Source organism: Pseudomonas sp. Pse35, from assembly GCF_024519715.1.
In the GTDB taxonomy this organism is placed as follows: Bacteria; Pseudomonadota; Gammaproteobacteria; order Pseudomonadales; family Pseudomonadaceae; genus Aquipseudomonas; species Aquipseudomonas paracarnis.
In genome coordinates this window covers 25,529-46,137 of record NZ_JALJRP010000040.1, presented here as the reverse complement: position 1 = coordinate 46,137, position 20,609 = coordinate 25,529, and the positions used below count along the sequence as shown (strand labels likewise).

The following is a 20,609-nucleotide window of genomic DNA, read 5'->3' as shown; positions in this document are numbered from 1 at the left end:
GACCTTCGGGTTATGAGCCCGACGAGCTACCAGACTGCTCCATCCCGCGTCTGTGGGCGGCATTCTACAGCCCAATGGCGGGGTGTCAACCGTTAATGAGCCGATCGCTGAAATAAGCGCTAATTATTCTGAAATCAAGGTGTTGGGCGCATTCTGCAAGGGAAAACAAGCGCGCACAAAAAAGGCCACTCTTTCGAGTAGCCTTTTTTGATGTTTGGTTGCGGGAGCCGGATTTGAACCGACGACCTTCGGGTTATGAGCCCGACGAGCTACCAGACTGCTCCATCCCGCGTCTGTGTGTCGGCATTCTACAGAGGAACGCGAGTGTGTCAACCTGTGAATCGAAGAAAAGCGCTTTTGCTTCAATCGGTTAGCGCTTGATGAGGGGCTTCTTGAGGGCTTGAAGCCAGACAGGGCAAGGCTTTCAGCTCTATTGGGATGCTGGATTCGATTGATAAAATATATTCGTCTACGAAATTTCCTACCGCTCAGACAGAAGATTCAAACTACTGGTGCTATATACAGGGGTGAGTGCGATACTGGCCACCCGTTGGTTAACACCCCGTTTATATGACGCAGCGCAAAATCATCCACGTCGACTGTGATTGCTTCTACGCCGCCATCGAGATGCGCGACGACCCGAGCCTGGCGCAAAAGCCCTTGGCTGTCGGTGGCTCGGCAGATCGGCGCGGCGTGATCGCCACCTGCAATTATGAGGCGCGGGCGTATGGGGTGCGTTCGGCGATGTCGTCACGTCACGCCCTGAAGCTGTGCCCGGACTTGACCATCGTCAAGCCGCGCATGGATGCCTATAAAGAAGCGTCGAAAGAAATCCAGCTGATTTTCCGCGACTACACCGACTTGATCGAGCCGTTGTCGCTGGATGAGGCTTACCTCGACGTGTCTGACAGCCCGCATTTTGGCGGCAGCGCCACGCGTATTGCTCAGGACATTCGGCGCCGGGTCTCCAACCAGCTGCATATCACTGTGTCTGCCGGCGTGGCGCCCAACAAGTTTTTGGCCAAGATCGCCAGCGACTGGAAAAAGCCCAACGGCCTGTTTGTGATCACGCCGGATCAAGTTGAAGACTTTGTCTCGCAGTTGCGTGTCAGCAAGCTGCATGGCGTGGGCAAGGTCACCGCTGACAAGCTGGCGCGCCTGGGCATCGAAGACTGCCTGCAATTGCGCGACTGGAACAAACTGGCGCTGGTGCGCGAATTCGGCAGTTTTGGCGAGCGCCTCTGGAGCCTGGCCCGTGGGATTGATGATCGTGTAGTGCAAAACGACAGCCGGCGGCAATCCATCAGTGTAGAAAATACCTTCGACGTGGACTTGCCCGATCTTTCAAGTTGCCTGGCGAAACTGCCGGAGTTGATGGAGACCCTGGCCGGGCGCATGGCGCGTATCGACAGTAGCTACCGGGCGGGCAAGCCGTTCGTGAAAGTGAAGTTTCATGACTTTACCCAGACGACGCTGGAGCAGGCGGGGGCAGGGCGGGATCTGGAGAGTTATGAACAGTTGATGACCCAGGCGTTCAATCGCGGGGGCAAGCCGGTGCGGTTGTTGGGGATAGGCGTACGGTTGCTGGACCTGAGCGGCGGCAACGAACAGCTCGAGTTTTCCTGGTAAAAAACCGAAACAAATGTGGGAGCTGGCTTGCCTGCGATAGCAGTGTGTCAGTCACGAATGCTTTAACTGATACACCGCTATCGCAGGCAAGCCAGCACCCACAGTTTGATCTTCACAGGTATTGAGCGATCAGCGTGCGCCGGGATCCGCCACCAAACGCCCCCCGTCCTTGGTCAACGCCTGCACAAACTCCTGCTGCAACTCCGGATCATTGCGCGTCAGTTCGATCAGGCTTTGTTCCAGCTCGCTGGCTTCTTCTTCCAGGCCCAGCTCCGACAGGCGTTTGACCCGGTGTACCCACTGGTTCACTTCGTCATCTTCCAGGTCGTCATAGATCAGGGCATGGGCTTCGAGCAGCTTGCTGCGCAGCGTGTTGCTGACCGCCAGGGTCGAGTCGGTATGCACGTCGTCCTGGCCATCCGCCACAGTGATTTTCAGCGTGGTGACGCGGTTCAGGTCCTGCTCGGCAAAGGGGCTGTCCAACAGGTTAAGGCGCAGGATGCCGTTACGGTCGGTGGTCAGCTCATGGGTCTGCTTGCCGGCAGTGACTTGCACCGGGCGCTCGCTCCAGGGCAGGCTCGAATACTCCAGGCGCTTGTCACGCTGGACTTCATCGATAGCCGCCAGGTTCTGTTGCGCACGGCCGTGGGATTGCACGTTCATGAACGGGTTGATGCCGTCCACGCCATAGCTCAACCAGTCATGGGTCACACTCGTGGGCAGGTTGCCGAGGGCGAAGATATTCGCCACGTTGGCACCCACGCCCGCCACCAGCGCCACGGCACCCAAGGGCATCTCATAGAGTTTGCGCCAGGGCTGGTAGGGCGTGTAGCGGTCATAACGACGGGTGACTTCGAATTCGGTGACCTCGAAGGTCTTCTGCTCATGAATGCGAACCCGGCGTTGCGGCAGCTCCAGCACTGTGGGTTCGCCTACATCGATCTGCAGGCTGTGGTCGAGCAACTTACGCTCGACCCGCTCCTCGTGCTCACTGCGTTGCGACATCTGATTGGCGCAGCCGCTGACCAGCAGGGCGCCGCACAAGGCGGCGCCCCCCAGGGCTCTGGTGTTTCGCTTGAACATGACTTCTCTTGATCTGGTTTTCAGCGACGAATACGCGCCTGGAGGAAAGACAGCACGTCAGCCACCGGCAACGGTTGGGCTTCGGCTTCGGTCCGGCTCTTGTATTCCAGATTGCCATCCGCCAGGCCGCGGTCACTGACCACGATCCGGTGCGGGATGCCAATCAGTTCCATGTCGGCGAACTTGATGCCCGGGCTGGTTTTCTTGTCCCGATCATCGAGCAGCACTTCGAAACCGGCAGCGGTGAGTTCCGCGTACAGTTTGTCGGTGGCTTCGCGTACTTGCTCGGTTTCATAGCGCAATGGCACCAGGGCTACCTGGAACGGCGCCAGCGCGTCACTCCAGATGATGCCTTTCTCGTCGTTGTTCTGCTCGATGGCAGCGGCAACCACGCGGGATACGCCAATGCCGTAGCAGCCCATGTCCAGGGTGATCGGCTTGCCGTTCTCACCCAGTACTTCGCACTTCATCGCCTTGCTGTACTTGTTGCCCAGCTGGAAGATGTGCCCGACTTCGATGCCGCGCTTGATCTCCAGGGTGCCCTTGCCATCCGGGCTCGGGTCGCCGGCCACGACGTTGCGCAGGTCGGCCACGGTCGGAACCGGCAGGTCACGCTCCCAGTTCACGCCGAAGTAGTGCTTGTCGTCGATGTTCGCGCCGATACCGAAGTCGCTCATCAGCTCGACCGAACGGTCGATGATGATCGGCAGCGGCAGGTTCAGCGGGCCCAGGGAGCCGGCACCGGCGCCAATGGCGTCGCGCAGTTCGGCATCGGTGGCCATGACCAGCGGGCTGGCCACGCCAGGTTGCTGGGCAGCCTTGATTTCGTTGAGCTCGTGGTCGCCACGGATCACCAGGGCGATCAGTTTGCCTTCTTCTTCGGCGCGCACGATCAGGGTCTTGATGGTCTTTTCAATCGGCAGATTGAATTTCTCCACCAGGGCCGCGATGGTCTTGGTGTCTGGCGTGTCGACCAGGCGCAGCTCCTCGGTGGGAGCAGGGCGCGAGGTTTCACGTGGTATGGCTTCGGCCTTCTCGATGTTCGCCGCGTAGTCGGAACCGTTGCTGAACACGATATCGTCTTCGCCGGACTCGGCCAGCACGTGGAATTCGTGGGAGCCGGCACCGCCGATGGAGCCGTTGTCCGCTTCAACCGGGCGGAACTTCAAGCCCAGGCGCGTGAACACGTTGCAGTAGGCCTGGTGCATGCGGTCGTAGGTCGCTTGCAGGGAAGCCTGGTCTGCGTGGAACGAATAGGCGTCCTTCATGATGAATTCGCGGCCACGCATCAAGCCGAAGCGTGGGCGGATCTCATCACGGAACTTGGTCTGGATCTGATACAGGTTGAGCGGCAACTGCTTATAGCTGCTCAACTCGTTGCGCATCAGGTCGGTGATGACTTCTTCGTGGGTCGGGCCGGCGCAGAAATCGCGGCCATGACGGTCTTTAAAGCGCAGCAACTCAGGGCCGTACTCTTCCCAGCGCCCGGATTCCTGCCACAACTCAGCCGGTTGGGTGCTCGGCATCAACACTTCCAGAGAGCCGGCAGCGTTCATTTCTTCACGAACGATGGCTTCGACCTTGCGCATCACCTTCAAGCCCATGGGCAACCAGGTGTACAGGCCCGAGGCCAGTTTGCGGATCATACCGGCGCGCAGCATCAACTGATGGCTGATTACAACCGCGTCGGAAGGCGTTTCTTTCTGTGTGGCGAGCAAATATTGACTGGTACGCATGGTAGGCCGTTGTCGGTTGCTTGGACTTGAAATGACTTGGGATTGTACGGGCGCTTGTCGCCGGAGTACAGGCGTGAGGTAGCTGGGTGTATCTGTCGTAACCGTCGCTTGTGTGGGAGCTGGCTTGCCTGCGATAGCGATGGTGAACCCAACGCCGCTATCGCAGGCAAGCCAGCTCCCACATTGACCGAGTCGTATCAGTCTTCCGGCGGGGGATTCAGTCGGGCGCGGCGGTTCTCCTGGAACCAATGCAACGCAATCAGGAGCAGCGTCGGCACACCCAGCAGGCAGGTGATCATAAAGAAGTTGTGATAACCGAACTTCTCCACCATCACCCCTGAATAGCCGCCGATCAAACGCGGCAGCAACAGCATGATCGAACTGAGCAGCGCATATTGGGTGGCGGAGAACTTGAGGTTGGTGAGGCTCGACAGGTACGCCACGAACGCCGAAGTGGCCATGCCCGAACTGAAGTTGTCCAGGGAGATGGTGACGATCAACATCTGCAGGTCGGGGCCCATGTCGGCGAGCATCACGAACAGCAGGTTGGTACCGGCCGAGGCCACGCCGCCGATGAACAGGATCGGCAGTATCCCGAACCGCACGATCAACAGGCCGCCCATGCCGGCGCCGAGCAGGGTCATGATCAGGCCGAAGATCTTGCTCACCCCGGCGATCTGGTCCTTGGTGAAACCCTGGTCGATATAGAACACGTTGGCCATGACGCCCATCACCGTGTCGGACATGCGATAGGTGGCAATCAGCCCGAGCAGCAGCAGCGCCTGCCAACGGTAGCGCAGGATAAAGTCGTTGACCGGCGTGAGCACGGGCGCCAGGCCCCGGCGGCCCATGGCTGAAAGGCACAGGGTAGTGAGGATGATATAGAGGATGGCGCGCAGGAACGCGCGGTCTTCCATCAGCAGTTCCCACAAACTCACGCCCTGGAACAGCACGCTGGCGAAGTCGGTGTTGTACAACTGGGTGAACATCGCCGGCACCGAGACCAACAGCACGATGAGTACAAACACCGACACCAACTGGTGCATGAAACTGTAGCGGCCGGCCTGCAACTGGGTGCGCAGTGGCACATCAGGTTCACGCATGAGGAAGGTGGTGAGCAACGCCGGCACCATCAACACGCCGAACAACACATAGGTGCCGGTCCAGGCCGAGTGTTTATAGTTGAAGCCAGTGGAGCCAAAGCCTTCGGCAAAGAACAGCGCACCGGCCGTGGCCAGCAGGGCGGCGATGCGATAACCGGACATGTAGCTTGCCGCCAGGGCGGCCTGACGGCTGTCGTCGGCGATTTCCAGGCGGTAGGCATCCACGGCAATGTCTTGCGTGGCCGACGCGAAGGCGACGACCACCGCAATGGCGATCAACCAGGACAGGTGTTTTTGCGGGTCACAAAAGCCCATGCCGATCAATCCGAGGATCACCAGCGATTGGGCCAGCACCAGCCAGGAGCGACGTCGCCCCAGTTTGCCAAGCAACGGCAGGCGCCATTGGTCGAGCAGCGGCGACCAGACCCATTTGAAGGCGTAGGCCAGGCCTATCAGGCTCGCATAGCCAATGGTCTCGCGAGCCACACCGGCTTCACGCAGCCACACTGAAAGCGTCGAGAACACCAACATGTAAGGCATGCCGGCGGCGAAACCGAGCAACAACAGCACTAACGTCGAAGGGCTGGCATAGGCGGCGAGCGCGGCGCGCCAGGTTTTACGGGGCATGGGCTGGAGTCTGCCTCAGATTTGCGGAAACAAAGCGCGCACTCTAACCGCTGTGCTCTACCGGGCGCCAGCCATGACGCTGAATATCAACACGATTGTTCAGGATGGTGACGCCTTCGCTACGTAAACGCGCACGTTGTTCGTCACCCGAGGCACTGCCCACCGGCAAACTTATCCGACCACCGGCAGCCAGCACCCGATGCCAGGGCAACCGCGTGTCTTGCGGCAACTGGCTCAGGGTGCGCCCGACCCAGCGGGCAGCCCGCCCCAAACCGGCCAGGTGGGCCAGCTCGCCGTAACTCACCACGCAGCCTTCGGGCACCTGCGACAACGTCAGGTAGAGTGCGGTGCGGCGCATCTCGGCGGGGCTTTGTGGCGTATCGGCGGGTAGGATCACTGTGGGGATATCCGTTGAGATCGTCGTTGTTTTGTCAGAAACGTCTGTAAACATGACGATGAGTATTGAACTCAATATAAATCCTTGAGTCAGTTCTAGCCATGTAACACTATAACGCCCCTTATTTTCGCCAACCCCGAGTCCCGTACTTGCTTATGTTGTCCAGAACCCTGTTGTGCCTTGCTGTTTTCAGTGCTTCCACGCCCTTGCTCGCCGATACCGTCTGGTTGAAAAACGGTGACCGGCTCACCGGCAAGATCAAAGTCTTCGACGGTGGCAAGTTGCTGATCCAAACCGACTACGCAGGCTCCATTCCGGTGGACTGGAAGCAGGTCAAAACCCTGGAAAGTGACCAGGAGCTGCTGGTCAAGCAGGACGCCTACAGCGGTGAAAAGGCCAAGTCCTTGCAGGCATCGGATGACGGCAAGGTGGTGCTGGCCAATGGCGAGGCGCCCAAGACGGTGGAACTGGCAAGTATCCAACAGATCATGAAGCCCAAGCCCGTGATCGAAGACCTGGTTTGGAAGGGTAATGTCGACCTAGCGCTGGACTACAAACGCGCGGACAAAGACACCAACGACTACGACATCGACTTCAAGACCTCGGCCCGTCACGGCCAGTGGCGTCATACGGGCAAGGGCGAATATAACCGGGAGTTCCAGGACGACGTCACCACCACCGACAACTGGGCCCTGGAATACGACCTGGACCGTTTTATCACCGAGCACTGGTTCTGGCAGGGGCGCCTGACCTACAAGCGCGACAAGGTCGAGGACCTGGCGCGCCAGCGCACCGTGGGTACCGGCCCGGGCTACCAGTTCTGGGATGATGAGTTGGGCGCGTTCTCCCTCGGTTCGCTGGTCAACCGCACCGATTACGAATATGCCGACGGCGGCAAGGACAACTTTTACTCTCTGGCCATGAAGTGGAACTACAACCGCTACTTGGTGGGCAAGACCGTGGAGTTCTTCACCAACGGCGAATTGGGCAAGCCTCTGGACGGTCCGGCCGATTACTCCCTGGATGCCGAGATGGGCCTGCGCTACAAAGTCACCGAATGGGCGTCCCTCAATCTCAAGGCCGAGCGTGACGTCATCAGCGGCGACTCCGATAGCAGCTTGAGCAAGACCCGTTACACCGCAGGCTTCGGCGTGGCCTGGTAAACCGGCGTCGGCCACTCTGGCAACCTGCGCAGATATTGATTACCTTGTGTTGAGATCCATTCCCATATGCCATGGGCGGCGGAACACCCGAGGAGTCATCTATTGAGCACGCAGGTTGCCAAGAACGCCCGAGAGCTGTTGCTCAAGGAATACCGTGGGGCGCTCGCCACACAGTCCAAAGCCATGCCCGGCTTTCCCTTTGGCTCGGTGGTGCCCTACTGCCTGGACGAGCAGGGCCGCCCGCTGATCCTGATCAGCCGCATTGCCCAGCACACCCACAACCTGCAAAGAGATCCCAAGTGTTCGCTGTTGGTGGGTGAGCGCGAGGCCGATGATGTGCAAGCCGTGGGGCGCCTGACCTACCTGGCCGAAGCCGAGAAGCTGGAAGACCCGGCCGTCATCGAAGCTGCGGCCGAGCGCTACTACCGCTACTTCCCTGATTCGGCCAACTACCACAAGGCCCACGATTTCGATTTCTGGGTGCTCAACCCCGTCCGTCACCGTTACATCGGTGGGTTTGGCGCGATCCATTGGGTCGACCAGTTAACCTTGGCCAACCCGTTTGCGGGCAAGGCCGAGCGCAGCATGATCGAGCACATGAACAGCGATCACACCAAGGCCATCGCCCATTACGTCGACCTCGGCGGTTTGCCGACCAGCGAGCCGGCACAGCTGGCCGGCATCGACAGCGAAGGCATGCACTTGCGTATCGGCCAATCCTTGCACTGGTTGCCTTTCGAGACGCCTTGCAACACACCGACACAAGTACGCGAAGCCCTGGTTTCATTGGCTCACGCCGAGGTGTGGCCGAAAAAAACCACGGTTGACGCTTGAATTTACACAACGGCGACGTCATCTAAGGTGGACTGGCAAGGCATTCTTGCGTTGAGGAACCATTTGATGCGCCCTTTTTTATTGCTCTTTCTGCTGTTCCCGGTGCTGGAGCTGTTCGTATTCGTTAAAGTCAGCGGTGCGATCGGGTTTTTCCCGGCGCTGTTGCTGATCATCGTAGGCTCCATGCTCGGCGTCCTGGTGCTGCGTGTCGCCGGCCTGGCGACCGCGTTGCGTGCCCGTGAAAGCCTGAACCGCGGCGAACTGCCGGCCCAGACCATGCTTGAGGGCCTGATGATGGCCCTGGCCGGTGGCTTGCTGATCCTGCCGGGCTTTATCAGCGACGTGCTTGGCCTGGTGCTGTTGCTGCCATTCACCCGCAAGCTGCTGGCCGGCAAAATGCGCCAGCGTGCTGAAGAGGCGGCGATGCGCCAGCGTGCGTTCGCCGACGACCTGCAACCCCGTGGTGGCCCGGCTCCACGCCAACCCCTGGGGCGTGAAGGTGATGTGATCGAAGGCGAGTTCGAACACCGCGACCCTAAGTAACCGCTTCACTGGCACGGCACCTTCGGGTGCCGTGTTGCATTTACCCTTGAGCCGACACAAAAAATTTCATCCTCGGCCCCTTGTAATAAGCCTGGGCGCCCTTATGTAACGGTCACCGCAAGGTTTCTGGTGGTGACACTAGACAGACTTCCGCGTCTCGCCCAGCGAGCCGCGACCGGCACCGCCGGAATTTAACCCGCCGGATTGAACCGGCCGATGAAAAACACAATTAGGAGAGATCGACAATGAGCAAGCTTCGTCCTCTGCACGACCGCGTCGTCATCCGTCGCAGCGAAGAAGAAAAGAAAACCGCTGGCGGGATCGTTCTGCCAGGTTCGGCTGCTGAAAAAGCCAACCACGGTGTGATCGTCGCTGCTGGCCCAGGCAAGACCCTGGAAAACGGTGAAGTACGTGCGCTGGCCGTGAAAGTGGGTGACAAGGTTGTTTTCGGCCCTTACTCCGGCAGCAACACTGTGAAAGTCGACGGCGAAGACCTGCTGGTAATGGCTGAGAACGAAATTCTCGCTGTACTGGAAGGCTGATTTCCCCGCTCATTTTCCCGTTACTACAAAGTATTTAAGGAATATCGATCATGGCTGCTAAAGAAGTTAAATTCGGCGACTCCGCCCGCAAGAAAATGCTCACTGGCGTCAACGTGCTGGCTGACGCAGTAAAAGCGACCCTGGGCCCGAAAGGCCGTAACGTGATCATCGAGAAGAGCTTCGGCGCTCCGACCATCACCAAGGACGGCGTTTCCGTAGCCAAAGAGATCGAACTGGAAGACCGTTTCGAAAACATGGGCGCGCAGCTGGTCAAAGACGTTGCCTCCCGTGCCAACGATGACGCAGGTGACGGTACTACCACCGCAACCGTACTGGCTCAGTCGATCGTCAACGAAGGCCTGAAGGCCGTTGCTGCCGGCATGAACCCGATGGACCTCAAGCGCGGCATCGACAAGGCGACCATCGCCATCGTCAAAGAGCTGAAGAACCTGTCCAAGCCATGCGCCGACACCAAGGCCATCGCTCAGGTAGGCACCATCTCTGCCAACTCCGACAGCTCCATCGGCGACATCATTGCCGAAGCCATGGAAAAAGTCGGTAAAGAAGGCGTGATCACCGTTGAAGAAGGCTCGGGCCTGGAAAACGAACTGTCGGTTGTAGAAGGCATGCAGTTCGACCGTGGCTACCTGTCCCCGTACTTCGTCAACAAGCCGGACACCATGGTTGCCGAACTGGACAGCCCGCTGATCCTGCTGGTCGACAAAAAGATCTCCAACATCCGCGAAATGCTGCCAGTGCTGGAAGCCGTTGCCAAAGCCGGCCGCCCACTGCTGATCGTGGCTGAAGACGTTGAAGGCGAAGCCCTGGCGACTCTGGTTGTGAACAACATGCGTGGCATCGTCAAGGTTGCAGCCGTCAAGGCTCCAGGCTTCGGCGACCGTCGCAAGGCCATGCTGCAGGACATCGCCGTTCTGACCGGCGGTACCGTTATCTCCGAAGAGATCGGCCTGAGCCTGGAAAGCGCCACCCTGGAAAACCTGGGTAGTGCCAAGCGCGTGACCCTGTCCAAGGAAAACACCATCATCGTTGACGGTGCTGGCGTTGAAGGCGACATCGAGTCCCGTATCGCTCAGATCCGTGCCCAGGTTGCCGAGACTTCCTCGGACTACGACCGTGAAAAACTGCAAGAGCGCCTGGCCAAGCTGTCTGGCGGTGTTGCAGTGATCAAGGTTGGCGCTGGCTCCGAAGTTGAAATGAAAGAGAAGAAGGCCCGCGTTGAAGACGCCCTGCACGCAACCCGTGCAGCCGTTGAAGAAGGCGTGGTACCTGGCGGTGGCGTTGCGCTGATCCGTGCTCTGGAAGCCCTGACTGACCTGACCGGCGACAACGCTGACCAGAACGTTGGTATCGCTGTACTGCGCCGTGCCGTTGAAGCACCGCTGCGCCAGATCGCTGCCAACTCTGGCGACGAGCCGAGCGTTGTGGTCAACGAAGTCAAGAACGGCAAAGGTAACTACGGTTACAACGCTGCGACTGGCGTGTACGGCGACATGATCGAAATGGGCATCCTGGATCCAACCAAGGTGACTCGTTCCGCGCTGCAAGCAGCATCCTCCATCGGCGGTCTGATCCTGACCACCGAAGCTGCGATCGCTGAAGCACCGAAGAAAGAAGGCTCGGCTGGCGGCGGTATGCCAGACATGGGCGGCATGGGTGGCATGGGCGGCATGATGTAAGCCAGCCTTACCCTGCACAATAAAAAGCCCCGCCTGCAGTGATGCAGGCGGGGCTTTTTTATGCACGGCTTGCCTTCCTCTGTAGGAGCGAGCTTGCTCGCGAAAAACGTCAACGGTAAAGCGTGCTTGCTGAGTAAACGCGGCGCCTGTGCGTTTTTCGCGAGCAAGCTCGCTCCTACAGGAGAATGCGATTAGGCCGGTACAGCAACAAGCAATACAGCCCGAGGCAGATCAGCCAGCAAAAGATCGCTGTCCACACATTGTGGGAAAAGAAATGCGCCCCTTGCAGCATACGGCTGACTGAAAACACGCTGCCCAGGCTGACGGCAAAGATGAACGCATATCGGGCCAGCCGCGGCCGTCGATCCCGCAAGGCAAAGAACCAGGCGAACAAGGCGAACCCGGTGGCGGCATGTCCGCCGGGCCAGCAACGGCCGGGTTTATCGGTAGGTGGGCGCGGGCTGAGCAGTTCACTGTAGGTTTCCTGGCCGCCGAACTCCTTGAGGCTCCAGGGGCATTGCACGGCGGTGATGGTTTTCAATGGCGACACGAACGCCGTCGCCATTCCCAGCGACAGCACCAGGCACACCAGTTCACGGCGGTACGGCTTGAGTCGCTGCAGGATGAAGCTGCCGACCAGGCCCAGAATCGCCAGCACCGAAAACAGGATCACCAGTTGCTTGGCACGGTCATGCAGGATGTCTTCAAGGAAGAAGCTATAGCGGCCAATGAAGCCGCCAGCCTCTGCACTGTAGAAAAGCCTGGCCAGGTCCATGTCCAGTGACGTCAGCTCCAGCAACAGCAAGGCCACTGCAGCGCTGGCAGGCAGGCCCAGGCACAGCCAAAAATCAAGCGGTTTGGAAACCGGTAAAGAGGAGGGGGATTTCATCTCGAACCTTGGTAAAAAAGCCCCGCGCTCACCTGCGCGGGGCTTTTTGATTAGCGTTTGCTTAAGACTGGTGCCTCTTCCTTGGGCGCTTTCCAGCTCAGCAGTTGCTGTTTGTAGTCGTAACTGGCGGCCTGGTAGTAGGTGATCGCCCGTTGAATCAAGGGGTCATCGCTACCGACGCGCAGCTCCTGGCTCTCGCCCAGGGCCTGGTCGTGGCGACGCAAGCCTTGGCGCGGGCTGAGGATTGCCAGGTCCTTGCCATCAAACAGACCCAGGTGCTGGTAATTGCCCACCACCACCCGTGGAGGTAATGGGTTGTCTTGCAGCAGGTTGCGGCCAAAGAATGTCGATTCGTAGCTCAGGTTGAGCAGGCCCAACAAGGTTGGCGCCAGGTCGATCTGGCTGGACAGTTGGGCGGATTCCCGTGCGTCGATCAGCTTGGGCGCGTAGATAAACAGCGGGATCTGGTAGTTGGTGATAGGCAAGTCTTCCTTGCCCGCGCTGCCGGCGGTGTGGTCGGCGACGAACACGAAGATCGTGTTATCGAACCACGGCTTCTGGCGCGCTGCCTCAAGGAACTGGCCGATGGCGTAGTCGGTATATTTCACCGCGCCGTCGCGACCCTTGCCGGATTTGATGTCGATGCGCCCGTCCGGGTAGGTATAAGGACGGTGGTTGGAGGTGGTCATCAGTTGCAGCAGGAACGGCTGTTGCTTGGCGTAGTCGGCGTCGGCCAGTTTCAAGGTCTGTTTGAACAGGTCTTCGTCGGCCATGCCCCAGGCGTTTTTGAACGAGATCTCCGACTCTGGCACGCTGCTCTGGTCCACCACCCGATAGCCGTTGCCGCTGAAGAACGCGTTCATATTGTCGAAGTAACCGCGCCCGCCATAGACAAACACGCTGTCATAACCGATGGCCGAGAGCTGTTGCCCCAGGCTGGCGAACCCGCTTTCGCGGCCGATGCGCTTGACGATCGAACGCCCCGGCGTCGGCGGGACTGCCAGGGTAATGGCTTCCAGGCCGCGGTCGGTGCGTGTACCGGTGGCGTAGAAGTTATTGAAGTACAGGCTCTGTTGGCGCAACGCATCCAGATTGGGCGTGAGGTTGCGCGTATCGCCATTACTGCCCATGTACTTGGCGCTGAAGCTCTCGATGGTCACCAGTACGATGTTGGGCTTGCGCAGTGTGCCGGGGTTGGTGATGGCACGGCGAATATCCAGCGGGTCCTGGTCGATAAAGCGGGCGTTGGGTTCACTCAGTTCGGCGCGCAACTGCTTGGCGACGACGTCGGTCGGCAGGCTTTTGTAAAACTGGGTGTAGTCCAGTTCGTTGTTACGGAACGCGGCAAAGAACTGATAGGGGCCATTGCTGGCCAATTCGTTGTTGTACGCGTTGCCGCCTTGGGTGCGCGGGCTGTCCTGGCTGACCAGTTGCAGGCTGAGGCCGGCGAGCACCAGCAGGCCCAGGGCGTTGATCACACGGCCACGCAGTGGAGGCAATGGCGCTGCCATCGCGGCATTGAAGGGTTTGCGCAGAGCCACGCTCAGAATCAGCGCCAGCATTGCCAGTAGGCTCAGCAGCTTGCCGATCGGATAAGACTCCAGCAGGTTGTTCAGTACCTCATCGGAGTACACCAGGTAATCGACGGCGATAAAGTTGAAGCGCACGCCAAACTCATCCCAGAACAACCATTCGGCTACCGAGGTGAACAGCATGGCGAACAGGCTGACGGTCAGCACCGCTTGCAGGAACCAGCGATGGCCACGGCGGCGCCACAGGGCGGGTGGGCAGAGCAGCAAATACAGGCCAAGCGGCAAGGCTGCATAGGCGAGGAAGGCCAGGTCGTAGAGCACACCTACGCCAAACACCGGCAGCAGGTTGCCGCCGACTTCATCCAGGTGAGTGATGAGCAGCACACTGCGGGTGAGCAGGAAAACCACTAACCAAGCCCCGGTGATCAACAGCAAATAACGCATTGGCGCGGTTTTGAAAAAACCCATGTCTATGTTCCTTAGATCAATGGGGGGCGATCTTCTTCCTGAGGCTGTAGTCAGTTTGTGAAGCTATAGTGAAAAACTTGTTTGGCTCTAAAAACAGTTGAAAAGCTTTATCGGCGGGGCTCTGCGCTCTATCCCTGAGCCCCGCTTGGCCTTAAGCTGCGCGAGCCAACACGGCCGTTACCGCGTACGGAGACACTGCCCATGCGAATTCTATTGGTTGAAGACAACCGCGATATCCTCGCCAACCTGGCCGACTACCTGGGGCTCAAAGGCTACACAGTGGACTGTGCGCAGGACGGTTTGTCGGGCCTGCACCTCGCGGCCACCGAGCATTACGACCTGATCGTGCTCGACATCATGTTGCCCGGCATCGATGGCTACACCCTGTGCAAACGCCTGCGCGAAGACGCGCGCCGCGACACGCCGGTGATCATGCTTACCGCTCGCGATCAACTGGACGACCGGCTGCAGGGCTTCAAGTCCGGCGCCGATGATTACCTGCTCAAACCCTTCGCCTTGTCGGAACTGGCCGCCCGTATCGAAGCGGTGTTGCGCCGTGCCCAGGGCGGCGGGCGTCGTGCCCTGCAAGTGGGTGACCTGAACTACGACCTCGATACGCTGGAAGTCACTCGCGAAGGGCGCTTGCTCAAGCTCAACCCCGTAGGCCTGAAACTGCTCGCCGTGCTGATGCAAAAAAGCCCGCACGTTCTGCGCCGGGAAATTCTCGAAGAAGCCCTGTGGGGCGACGACTGCCCGGACAGCGACAGCCTGCGCAGCCACGTTCATCAATTGCGTCAAGTGATCGACAAGCCCTTCGCCAAACCGCTACTGCAAACGGTGCACGGTGTGGGTTATCGCCTGGCCGAGGGTCGTGATGGAGTTTAAGCAAAGCCTTGCCCAGCGCATCATCATCGCCTTCGCCTTGATGAGTGCGTTGGTGGCGGGGGCCTTCGCCATCGGCATCATCGCGACGGTGCACCTGGTGGAGGAGAAGTTGATCTCGGCTGGCCTGGGGGGTGACCTGCAGCGCCTGTTGCTGATGGACAGCGTTGAAGACTGGAGCCACCGGCCAGAGCCGGACCAGCTGTTCTATTTCAGCGGCGGGCGTGGCGATTTTGAACTGCCCAAGGATCTGCGCCATCTGGACCCGGGGTTCCATGAGGTGTTTCGCGAGGCGCTGTCGTACCACGCCATGGTCGAAGTGGTCGACGGCCGGCGTTATGTATTGCTGCAAGACCAGAGCGATTTCGAAGAGCGTGAGCGCGTGCTGTTTGCGGTGGTGCTGGTGGGGTTCGTACTCAGCTTGGCGCTGGCGGCGTTCCTCGGCTGGGTGCTGGCCCGCAAGGTGATGGCGCCGGTGGTGCGCCTGGCCCGCCAGGTCCGTCATCGTGACCAACTGTTGGGCCTGGCACCGCCCCTGGCGCCGGATTACGCCGCCGATGAAGTGGGCGAACTGGCGGTAGCGTTCGACGCCACCCTGGGGCGTTTACGCCAGGCGCTGTCACGTGAGCAATTGTTTACCAGCGATGTGAGCCATGAGTTGCGCACGCCCTTGATGGTCCTGGCCAGCTCCTGCGAACTGTTGCGCGAAAACCCGGCCATCGATCAGCGCGGTCGCAATCAGGTAGAACGAATTGCCCGTGCCTGTGAAGAAATGCGCGAGCTGGTGCAAACCTTCCTGATGCTGGCCCGCGCCAAACACGACGACGCTGCCAGTTCGCCCCAAGGCAACCTCACCCAGGTGGCCGAAGACCTGCTCGGTATCTGGCGCGAGCCCATCGAGAAAAAAGGCCTGACGTTGATCTACCTGCCAGGCAACCCCCTGGACACCTGCTACAACACCACCTTCTTGCATGCGGTGATGGGCAACCTGCTGCGCAACGCACTGCATTACACCGAGCAAGGGTTTATCCGCCTGACCCTGGAGCCCAGTGGTTTCACGGTGGAGGACTCCGGTGTCGGCATCCCCGAAGAGAAGCGCGAAGCGATGTTCGAGCCGTTCGTGCGCGGTAGCGAGAAGCGTGGCGAGGGCCTTGGCCTCGGCCTGTCACTGGTGCAGCGGATCTGCGAAAGCCAGGGTTGGAGCGTGAGCCTGAGCACCATGGAGCCTAATGGCTGCCGTTTTCATGTGGAACTCAACCCAGTCAAAACCTGACCCTTCAGTCTGTCGTTTTGCTGATGCAGACTGCGTGCTTTTCGGCGAAGATGGCCCGGTGCTACTGAATGTTTCTGTAAAGTCTTGAAATGTATGCAATTGGACAGGACAAGATTTTCACAACGAGTTGACCTGTTGATCACAGTTCGCTGCTTAAGGTCGTAGGCATCAGTTACTGGAGACGTAAGATGCCTTCCCCGATCAAGCTGGAATTTTCTGACAAGTACGACGATCAACACGCGCAGAAATATTTGCTCAAGCATCAGGACAATCTGGCTCGCCGGTTGTCCCACAAGCGCGACGAGCAGTTGGCGCGCGGTGCGCTGGCCATGGCCGGCGAGCCGGGGCTGGTGTTGGACCTGCCGTGTGGCGCTGGACGTTTCTGGCCGTTACTGGCCGAAAAACCCAACCGTGTGATTATCGGAGCTGACAATTCGGCGTCGATGTTGAAGATCGCCACCGCAGCCCAACCGGCAGAGGTGGTGAAACGGGTACGCCCTTTGCAGACTTCTGCCTTTGATATCGATTTGCCAGATAACTCCGTCGACAGTATTTTTTGCATGCGCTTGATGCACCACATCGGTGAGCCAGAGCACAGGCTGACAATACTGCGCGAGTTTCAACGTGTTACCCGCGACAGCGTGATTATTTCGCTGTGGGTAGACGGCAATTTCAAGGCCTGGAAGCGCAAGCGCAGCGAAGTGCGTCGTCGCAGAAAAGGTGAGCAAGAAGGTTACCAAAACCGGTTTGTGTTACCGGCTGCTACTGTCGAGGCAGAATTCGAGCAGGCCGGTTTCCGTGTTCAGGAATCCCTGGACTTCATACCGCTCTACGCCATGTGGCGAGTGTATGTATTGCGCAAGAGGTAACAGGATGGCAGTTGAGTGCGTAGTAGGCAGTCATGTAGCTCCCGAAGAACGATTTGATTTTTTCTGGCGTCAACAGGGTGAGTGGGTTGAAGAACCCAACCGCCGACGTGGTGGTGAAAGTGGCGTGCAACGGGTCATAAGCCCTAATGGCCGTTTGCTCTATTGCAAGCGCCAGACCGGCCACATTTACCGTAGCTGGCTGCACCCCTTTGGGCGTCCGACCGTGCTGCGTGAACGCGATGCCCTCAAAGGCCTGCGTTTGCTGGATGTGCGTGTGCCGGAACTGGTGTTTTGCGAAGCACGTCGCGACCCGGAGCACCAATGGAAAGCCCTGTTGGTCACCGCGTCTCTGGACGGTTTCGACGAGATTGAAAACTGGTACGCCGCCGGTGGCCGCGAACAGTATGGCGAGGCGGTCCACGAGCGCCTGCTGCAAGAGTTGGCCGGCACCTTGGCCCGTATGCACAAAGGCCGCTGGCAACACGGTTGCCTGTATATCAAGCACATTTTCGTGCGGGTGACCGGTGAGCCTGATGCGGCGACTGTGGAAGTGGCCCTGCTGGACTTTGAGAAATGCCGCCAGCGCCTGACCGCTTATCGGGCCGCGTCCCACGACATGCTGCAATTGCGTCGCCATTCGTCGTGGAATGATACCGACTGGAAAAAACTCAGCTACTTTTACGAGACGGCGTTTGGCAGCGCTATCAAGGGTTTAACCAGATGAAGCTAGAAATAGCACGAGGTTTGTTTCTGGTCGGGGCATTGGGTGTTGCAGCCCTGGCCCTGGCGGTATGGGAACAACCTCGTACACAAGTGTTGAGTGCGGTAGACGGTGGCGGGCAATGCCTGCTGCCACGCATTGCCAAGACGAGTGTGGCGGCCAAGCCCGACCATGAACTGTTGTTATTCATGTTCGGCATGTCTCAAGCGATGAGGCCGCAAAGTTGAAACGATTGACCCCGAAAAGGGCCTTGCCATGCGAGGCCCTTTTTTTATGGTGCGCCAGGCATGATCATTCCCACGCTCTGCGTGGGAATGCCTCTTGAGACGCTCTGCGTCTCGTCCGTTAGCGCCAGTGACGCAGAGCGTCACGGGTCGCATTCCCACGCAGAGCGTGGGAACGATCAGCCATTTTGATGTCGTCGGTCTTTAGACCAGGTGCAGGTGGTTATCCCAGAACCCCGCCGGTAACTCCAGTGGTGTTGCCAGTAACTTTTCCTGGCGGCAGTCATAGAAGCGGCAACGCCCCTGACCGGATGTCACCACAAACCCATCCGCCACCGCACCCACCCCCGCACAGTCCGGCAAGGGCCCATCCAGGCGTAGTTCGGTGGTGTCCATGTCCCAGATAAAAAAGCGATTGCCCCGCGGTGCTGTCAACGCCACCAGGCGCAGTTCGCTATGCACCGCCACGCTGGCGGTGTAATGCCCCATCGCCTGCAACTGTTCGTCAGCCACCGGGAACGCCACGAACGGCTGCCCCGGTCGCTTGATCGCCAGCAACTCGGAACGCTCCTGGGACGGGCCCATGAACTGTTGCCCGGTGAGGATGGTGCCATCGCTGGCAATACCCATGTGCCGCACGCTGTTCATCTGCTGGGCCAGGGTTTCCTTGCTGATCAGGCTGCCGTCGCGCCGCATCAGCACCAGGCTCGGCTCCATGGCATTGAGGTTCATCTCTACCCGGCTTTCGGCTTCGGTACGAATGCCACCGTTGGCCACGATCAGCGTCTCGCCGTCGGGCATCCACGAGACTTGATGCGGGCCGATGCCGTGGGTAGATATCTCGCCGCTGTGCACCAGCCGCTCACCTTCAAACTTATACACACCCAACAGGCCGCGGCCAGGGTCGGAGGTGTCGTTCTCGGTGGCGTACAGCCAGTCACCGCTCCTGTGGATCACCGCATGGCCATAGAAATGGCGGTTGGCGTTCGAGGTGATGGTTTGCAGCAGCCTGCCATCGCGTAGGTCGATCAGGTAGCTCTCGGTGCCTGGGCGACGGGCGACGAACAACGCAATCGGCAACGTCGGGTGGTTAATGATGTCATGGCAGCGCTGGCTGACCTGAGTGGCAAATACCGGCTTGCCGTCCAGGCGATAGCCGACAGCGTAGTGCTTGCCGTCGGCGTCATCGCGCGCCGACAGCAGCAGCGGGCCTTTGTCTTTGTGCTTGAACAGCGTCCAGCCACCCAAGGTGATAGCGCTGAGCAGCACGCTGCCCACCGCCAAAGCCTGTCGCCTGAGCATCATCAGTCACCGTCGTTGGCGTTAAAGCCCAGTTGTACGCCCAGCGCCTTGGCCAGTTCACCTTCATGCAGGCGGTGGACTACGTTGAGGCTGTCGTAGATGTCGTTGAGTTGCTGGCGCCCGACGTCGTCGTTCAACAGTTCGTTGAGGGTGCGCTGGTTGCTGGCGAACAGTTTCAGCGACGCTGCGTAGGCGGCGTCGATTTTCTCGGCCAGTGGCTTTTGGTCCGCCGGCAGCAGGCCACGCAGGCCTTTGTTATCGACGCCTACCCACACGGTCTGAGCCGCGGCGAGGCTGGCTTCCAGGCTCTGCAGGGACGACTGGCTGCGCCAGGCATCGGCCTGGAACGGTTGCGGGATGCCCTTGGTCTGGCGGCCCATTGGGGTGCCGAGTTTTTTCTTCAGGGTGTCCAGGGCGGTCACTTGCACGCGCAGCAGATCGGCGATGGCTTCGTGGGAATCAGCGTAGCGCTGGTTCGGAAACTTGGTCATTTGCGCGAGCATACCGTCGGTGCTGTTCCAACTGGCCAGGATCTCTTCGGCCAGGACTTTCTGGCGCTCGCCGATAGCCATCAGCAACGGGCAATAACGTGCTTTCTGGGCTTCGTCGGCGACGTCGGGCTTGGCGTCGTAGAGGATGTATTCGTAGGCCGACAGGCCCTGCACCACCACGCTGGATTTCGCCAGGGCCGCGGCGTCGATCTGCGGTTGGGCGCTGACCAATTGCTCGACCTGACGGCCGACCAGGTTCTTCTTGTCTGGCCAGAACTGCACCTGCCACGCCCGGTTGCCTTCGGCCAGCGGGCCGATCAGCAGCGGTTGCAGCTCGGCCCAGGCTTTTTGCGCGTGTAGGAAGTCGGCGCGGGCGGTGTCCAGGCTTTCCTTGCCTTGGCAGTAGGCCAGGGCGCTGACGGCCAGTTGACGGTCGGCCTCAACCCAGCGGCTATAGGTTGGCAGGATCACTTGTTTGGCGATGGCTGCCGAGGTCACTGCTTGCGGGTCTTGGGGCGAGCAAGCGCCCAAGGCCAGGGCGGCGAGGCTGGTGAACAACAACTTGGGACGAAACATGTCGAGCTCCCTTCTGTAAGTGGGGCAA

19 protein-coding genes and 1 tRNA gene are annotated in these 20,609 nt (G+C 59.5%); 11 read left to right on the top strand and 9 right to left on the bottom strand.

Features of this window, described 5'->3' with window-relative positions; translation table 11 throughout:
• Window positions 1–215 precede the first annotated feature (215 nt).
• A tRNA-Met gene (locus tag OC445_RS24160) sits at window positions 216–292 on the bottom strand.
• 278 nt (window positions 293–570) lie between these two features.
• Between OC445_RS24160 and dinB the strand changes: the two genes are divergently transcribed.
• Complete coding sequence (gene dinB / locus OC445_RS24155; protein WP_003193948.1) at window positions 571–1,629, top strand: DNA polymerase IV; 1,059 nt, start codon at window positions 571–573, stop codon at window positions 1,627–1,629.
• 129 nt (window positions 1,630–1,758) lie between these two features.
• Here dinB and OC445_RS24150 read toward each other — a convergent pair whose 3' ends face one another.
• The 4 genes from OC445_RS24150 to OC445_RS24135 form a co-directional block, all read right to left on the bottom strand.
• Window positions 1,759–2,712, bottom strand: a complete 954-nt coding sequence (locus tag OC445_RS24150; RefSeq protein ID WP_057975080.1) for a hypothetical protein — start codon at window positions 2,710–2,712, stop codon at window positions 1,759–1,761.
• A 20-nt stretch (window positions 2,713–2,732) separates the two neighbouring features.
• Window positions 2,733–4,448 carry a proline--tRNA ligase gene (locus tag OC445_RS24145; protein ID WP_034128629.1) on the bottom strand — a complete coding sequence of 572 codons (1,716 nt, stop codon included), beginning with the start codon at window positions 4,446–4,448 and terminating at the stop codon, window positions 2,733–2,735.
• A 197-nt stretch (window positions 4,449–4,645) separates the two neighbouring features.
• On the bottom strand, window positions 4,646–6,178 hold the full coding sequence (locus OC445_RS24140) for an AmpG family muropeptide MFS transporter (RefSeq protein WP_034128628.1): 1,533 nt from the start codon (window positions 6,176–6,178) through the stop codon (window positions 4,646–4,648).
• Window positions 6,179–6,221: 43 nt separating this feature from the next.
• The gene (locus tag OC445_RS24135) at window positions 6,222–6,536 is read right to left on the bottom strand and encodes an MGMT family protein (protein WP_054897670.1); all 315 of its coding nucleotides are present in this window, start codon (window positions 6,534–6,536) and stop codon (window positions 6,222–6,224) included.
• A gap of 194 nt (window positions 6,537–6,730) precedes the next feature.
• Between OC445_RS24135 and OC445_RS24130 the strand changes: the two genes are divergently transcribed.
• The 5 genes from OC445_RS24130 (at window position 6,731) to groL (ending at window position 11,354) form a co-directional block, all read left to right on the top strand.
• Window positions 6,731–7,738, top strand: a complete 1,008-nt coding sequence (locus OC445_RS24130) for a DUF481 domain-containing protein (protein WP_034128627.1) — start codon at window positions 6,731–6,733, stop codon at window positions 7,736–7,738.
• A 102-nt stretch (window positions 7,739–7,840) separates the two neighbouring features.
• Complete coding sequence (locus OC445_RS24125) at window positions 7,841–8,572, top strand: HugZ family protein (RefSeq protein ID WP_057975083.1); 732 nt, start codon at window positions 7,841–7,843, stop codon at window positions 8,570–8,572.
• A 66-nt stretch (window positions 8,573–8,638) separates the two neighbouring features.
• Entirely contained in the window at window positions 8,639–9,115 is a 477-nt protein-coding gene (locus OC445_RS24120) for an FxsA family protein (protein ID WP_003193941.1), read from the top strand.
• Window positions 9,116–9,360: 245 nt separating this feature from the next.
• Entirely contained in the window at window positions 9,361–9,657 is a 297-nt protein-coding gene (gene groES / locus OC445_RS24115; protein WP_017846112.1) for a co-chaperone GroES, read from the top strand.
• 50 nt (window positions 9,658–9,707) lie between these two features.
• Complete coding sequence (gene groL / locus OC445_RS24110) at window positions 9,708–11,354, top strand: chaperonin GroEL (protein WP_034128624.1); 1,647 nt, start codon at window positions 9,708–9,710, stop codon at window positions 11,352–11,354.
• A 175-nt stretch (window positions 11,355–11,529) separates the two neighbouring features.
• On the opposite strand, the gene OC445_RS24105 is transcribed toward groL, so the two are convergent.
• The gene (locus OC445_RS24105) at window positions 11,530–12,243 is read right to left on the bottom strand and encodes a phosphatase PAP2 family protein (RefSeq protein ID WP_034128623.1); all 714 of its coding nucleotides are present in this window, start codon (window positions 12,241–12,243) and stop codon (window positions 11,530–11,532) included.
• A 50-nt stretch (window positions 12,244–12,293) separates the two neighbouring features.
• Window positions 12,294–14,243 carry an LTA synthase family protein gene (locus OC445_RS24100; RefSeq protein ID WP_186527669.1) on the bottom strand — a complete coding sequence of 650 codons (1,950 nt, stop codon included), beginning with the start codon at window positions 14,241–14,243 and terminating at the stop codon, window positions 12,294–12,296.
• 201 nt (window positions 14,244–14,444) lie between these two features.
• Between OC445_RS24100 and colR the strand changes: the two genes are divergently transcribed.
• The 5 genes from colR (at window position 14,445) to OC445_RS24075 (ending at window position 18,215) form a co-directional block, all read left to right on the top strand.
• Window positions 14,445–15,128 (top strand): two-component system response regulator ColR, encoded by a 684-nt coding sequence (gene colR, locus OC445_RS24095; protein WP_003208587.1) that lies wholly within the window; start codon window positions 14,445–14,447, stop codon window positions 15,126–15,128.
• Window positions 15,118–16,398 carry a sensor histidine kinase gene (locus tag OC445_RS24090; RefSeq protein WP_034128621.1) on the top strand — a complete coding sequence of 427 codons (1,281 nt, stop codon included), beginning with the start codon at window positions 15,118–15,120 and terminating at the stop codon, window positions 16,396–16,398. Before colR ends, OC445_RS24090 begins: the two co-directional genes overlap by 11 nt.
• 188 nt (window positions 16,399–16,586) lie before the next feature.
• Complete coding sequence (locus OC445_RS24085) at window positions 16,587–17,267, top strand: class I SAM-dependent methyltransferase (RefSeq protein WP_034128620.1); 681 nt, start codon at window positions 16,587–16,589, stop codon at window positions 17,265–17,267.
• Window positions 17,268–17,271: 4 nt separating this feature from the next.
• Window positions 17,272–17,991, top strand: a complete 720-nt coding sequence (locus tag OC445_RS24080; protein WP_019817333.1) for a lipopolysaccharide kinase InaA family protein — start codon at window positions 17,272–17,274, stop codon at window positions 17,989–17,991.
• On the top strand, window positions 17,988–18,215 hold the full coding sequence (locus OC445_RS24075; RefSeq protein ID WP_003193932.1) for a hypothetical protein: 228 nt from the start codon (window positions 17,988–17,990) through the stop codon (window positions 18,213–18,215). The genes OC445_RS24080 and OC445_RS24075 overlap by 4 nt, the downstream gene beginning before the upstream one ends.
• A gap of 201 nt (window positions 18,216–18,416) precedes the next feature.
• Here OC445_RS24075 and OC445_RS24070 read toward each other — a convergent pair whose 3' ends face one another.
• Together OC445_RS24070 and OC445_RS24065 are read right to left on the bottom strand one after the other, a co-directional pair.
• The gene (locus OC445_RS24070) at window positions 18,417–19,514 is read right to left on the bottom strand and encodes a DUF1513 domain-containing protein (RefSeq protein ID WP_181123970.1); all 1,098 of its coding nucleotides are present in this window, start codon (window positions 19,512–19,514) and stop codon (window positions 18,417–18,419) included.
• Window positions 19,515–19,516: 2 nt separating this feature from the next.
• A complete protein-coding gene (locus OC445_RS24065; protein ID WP_054897663.1) occupies window positions 19,517–20,581 on the bottom strand; it encodes an imelysin family protein in 1,065 nt (354 codons plus the stop codon).
• Window positions 20,582–20,609 lie beyond the last annotated feature (28 nt).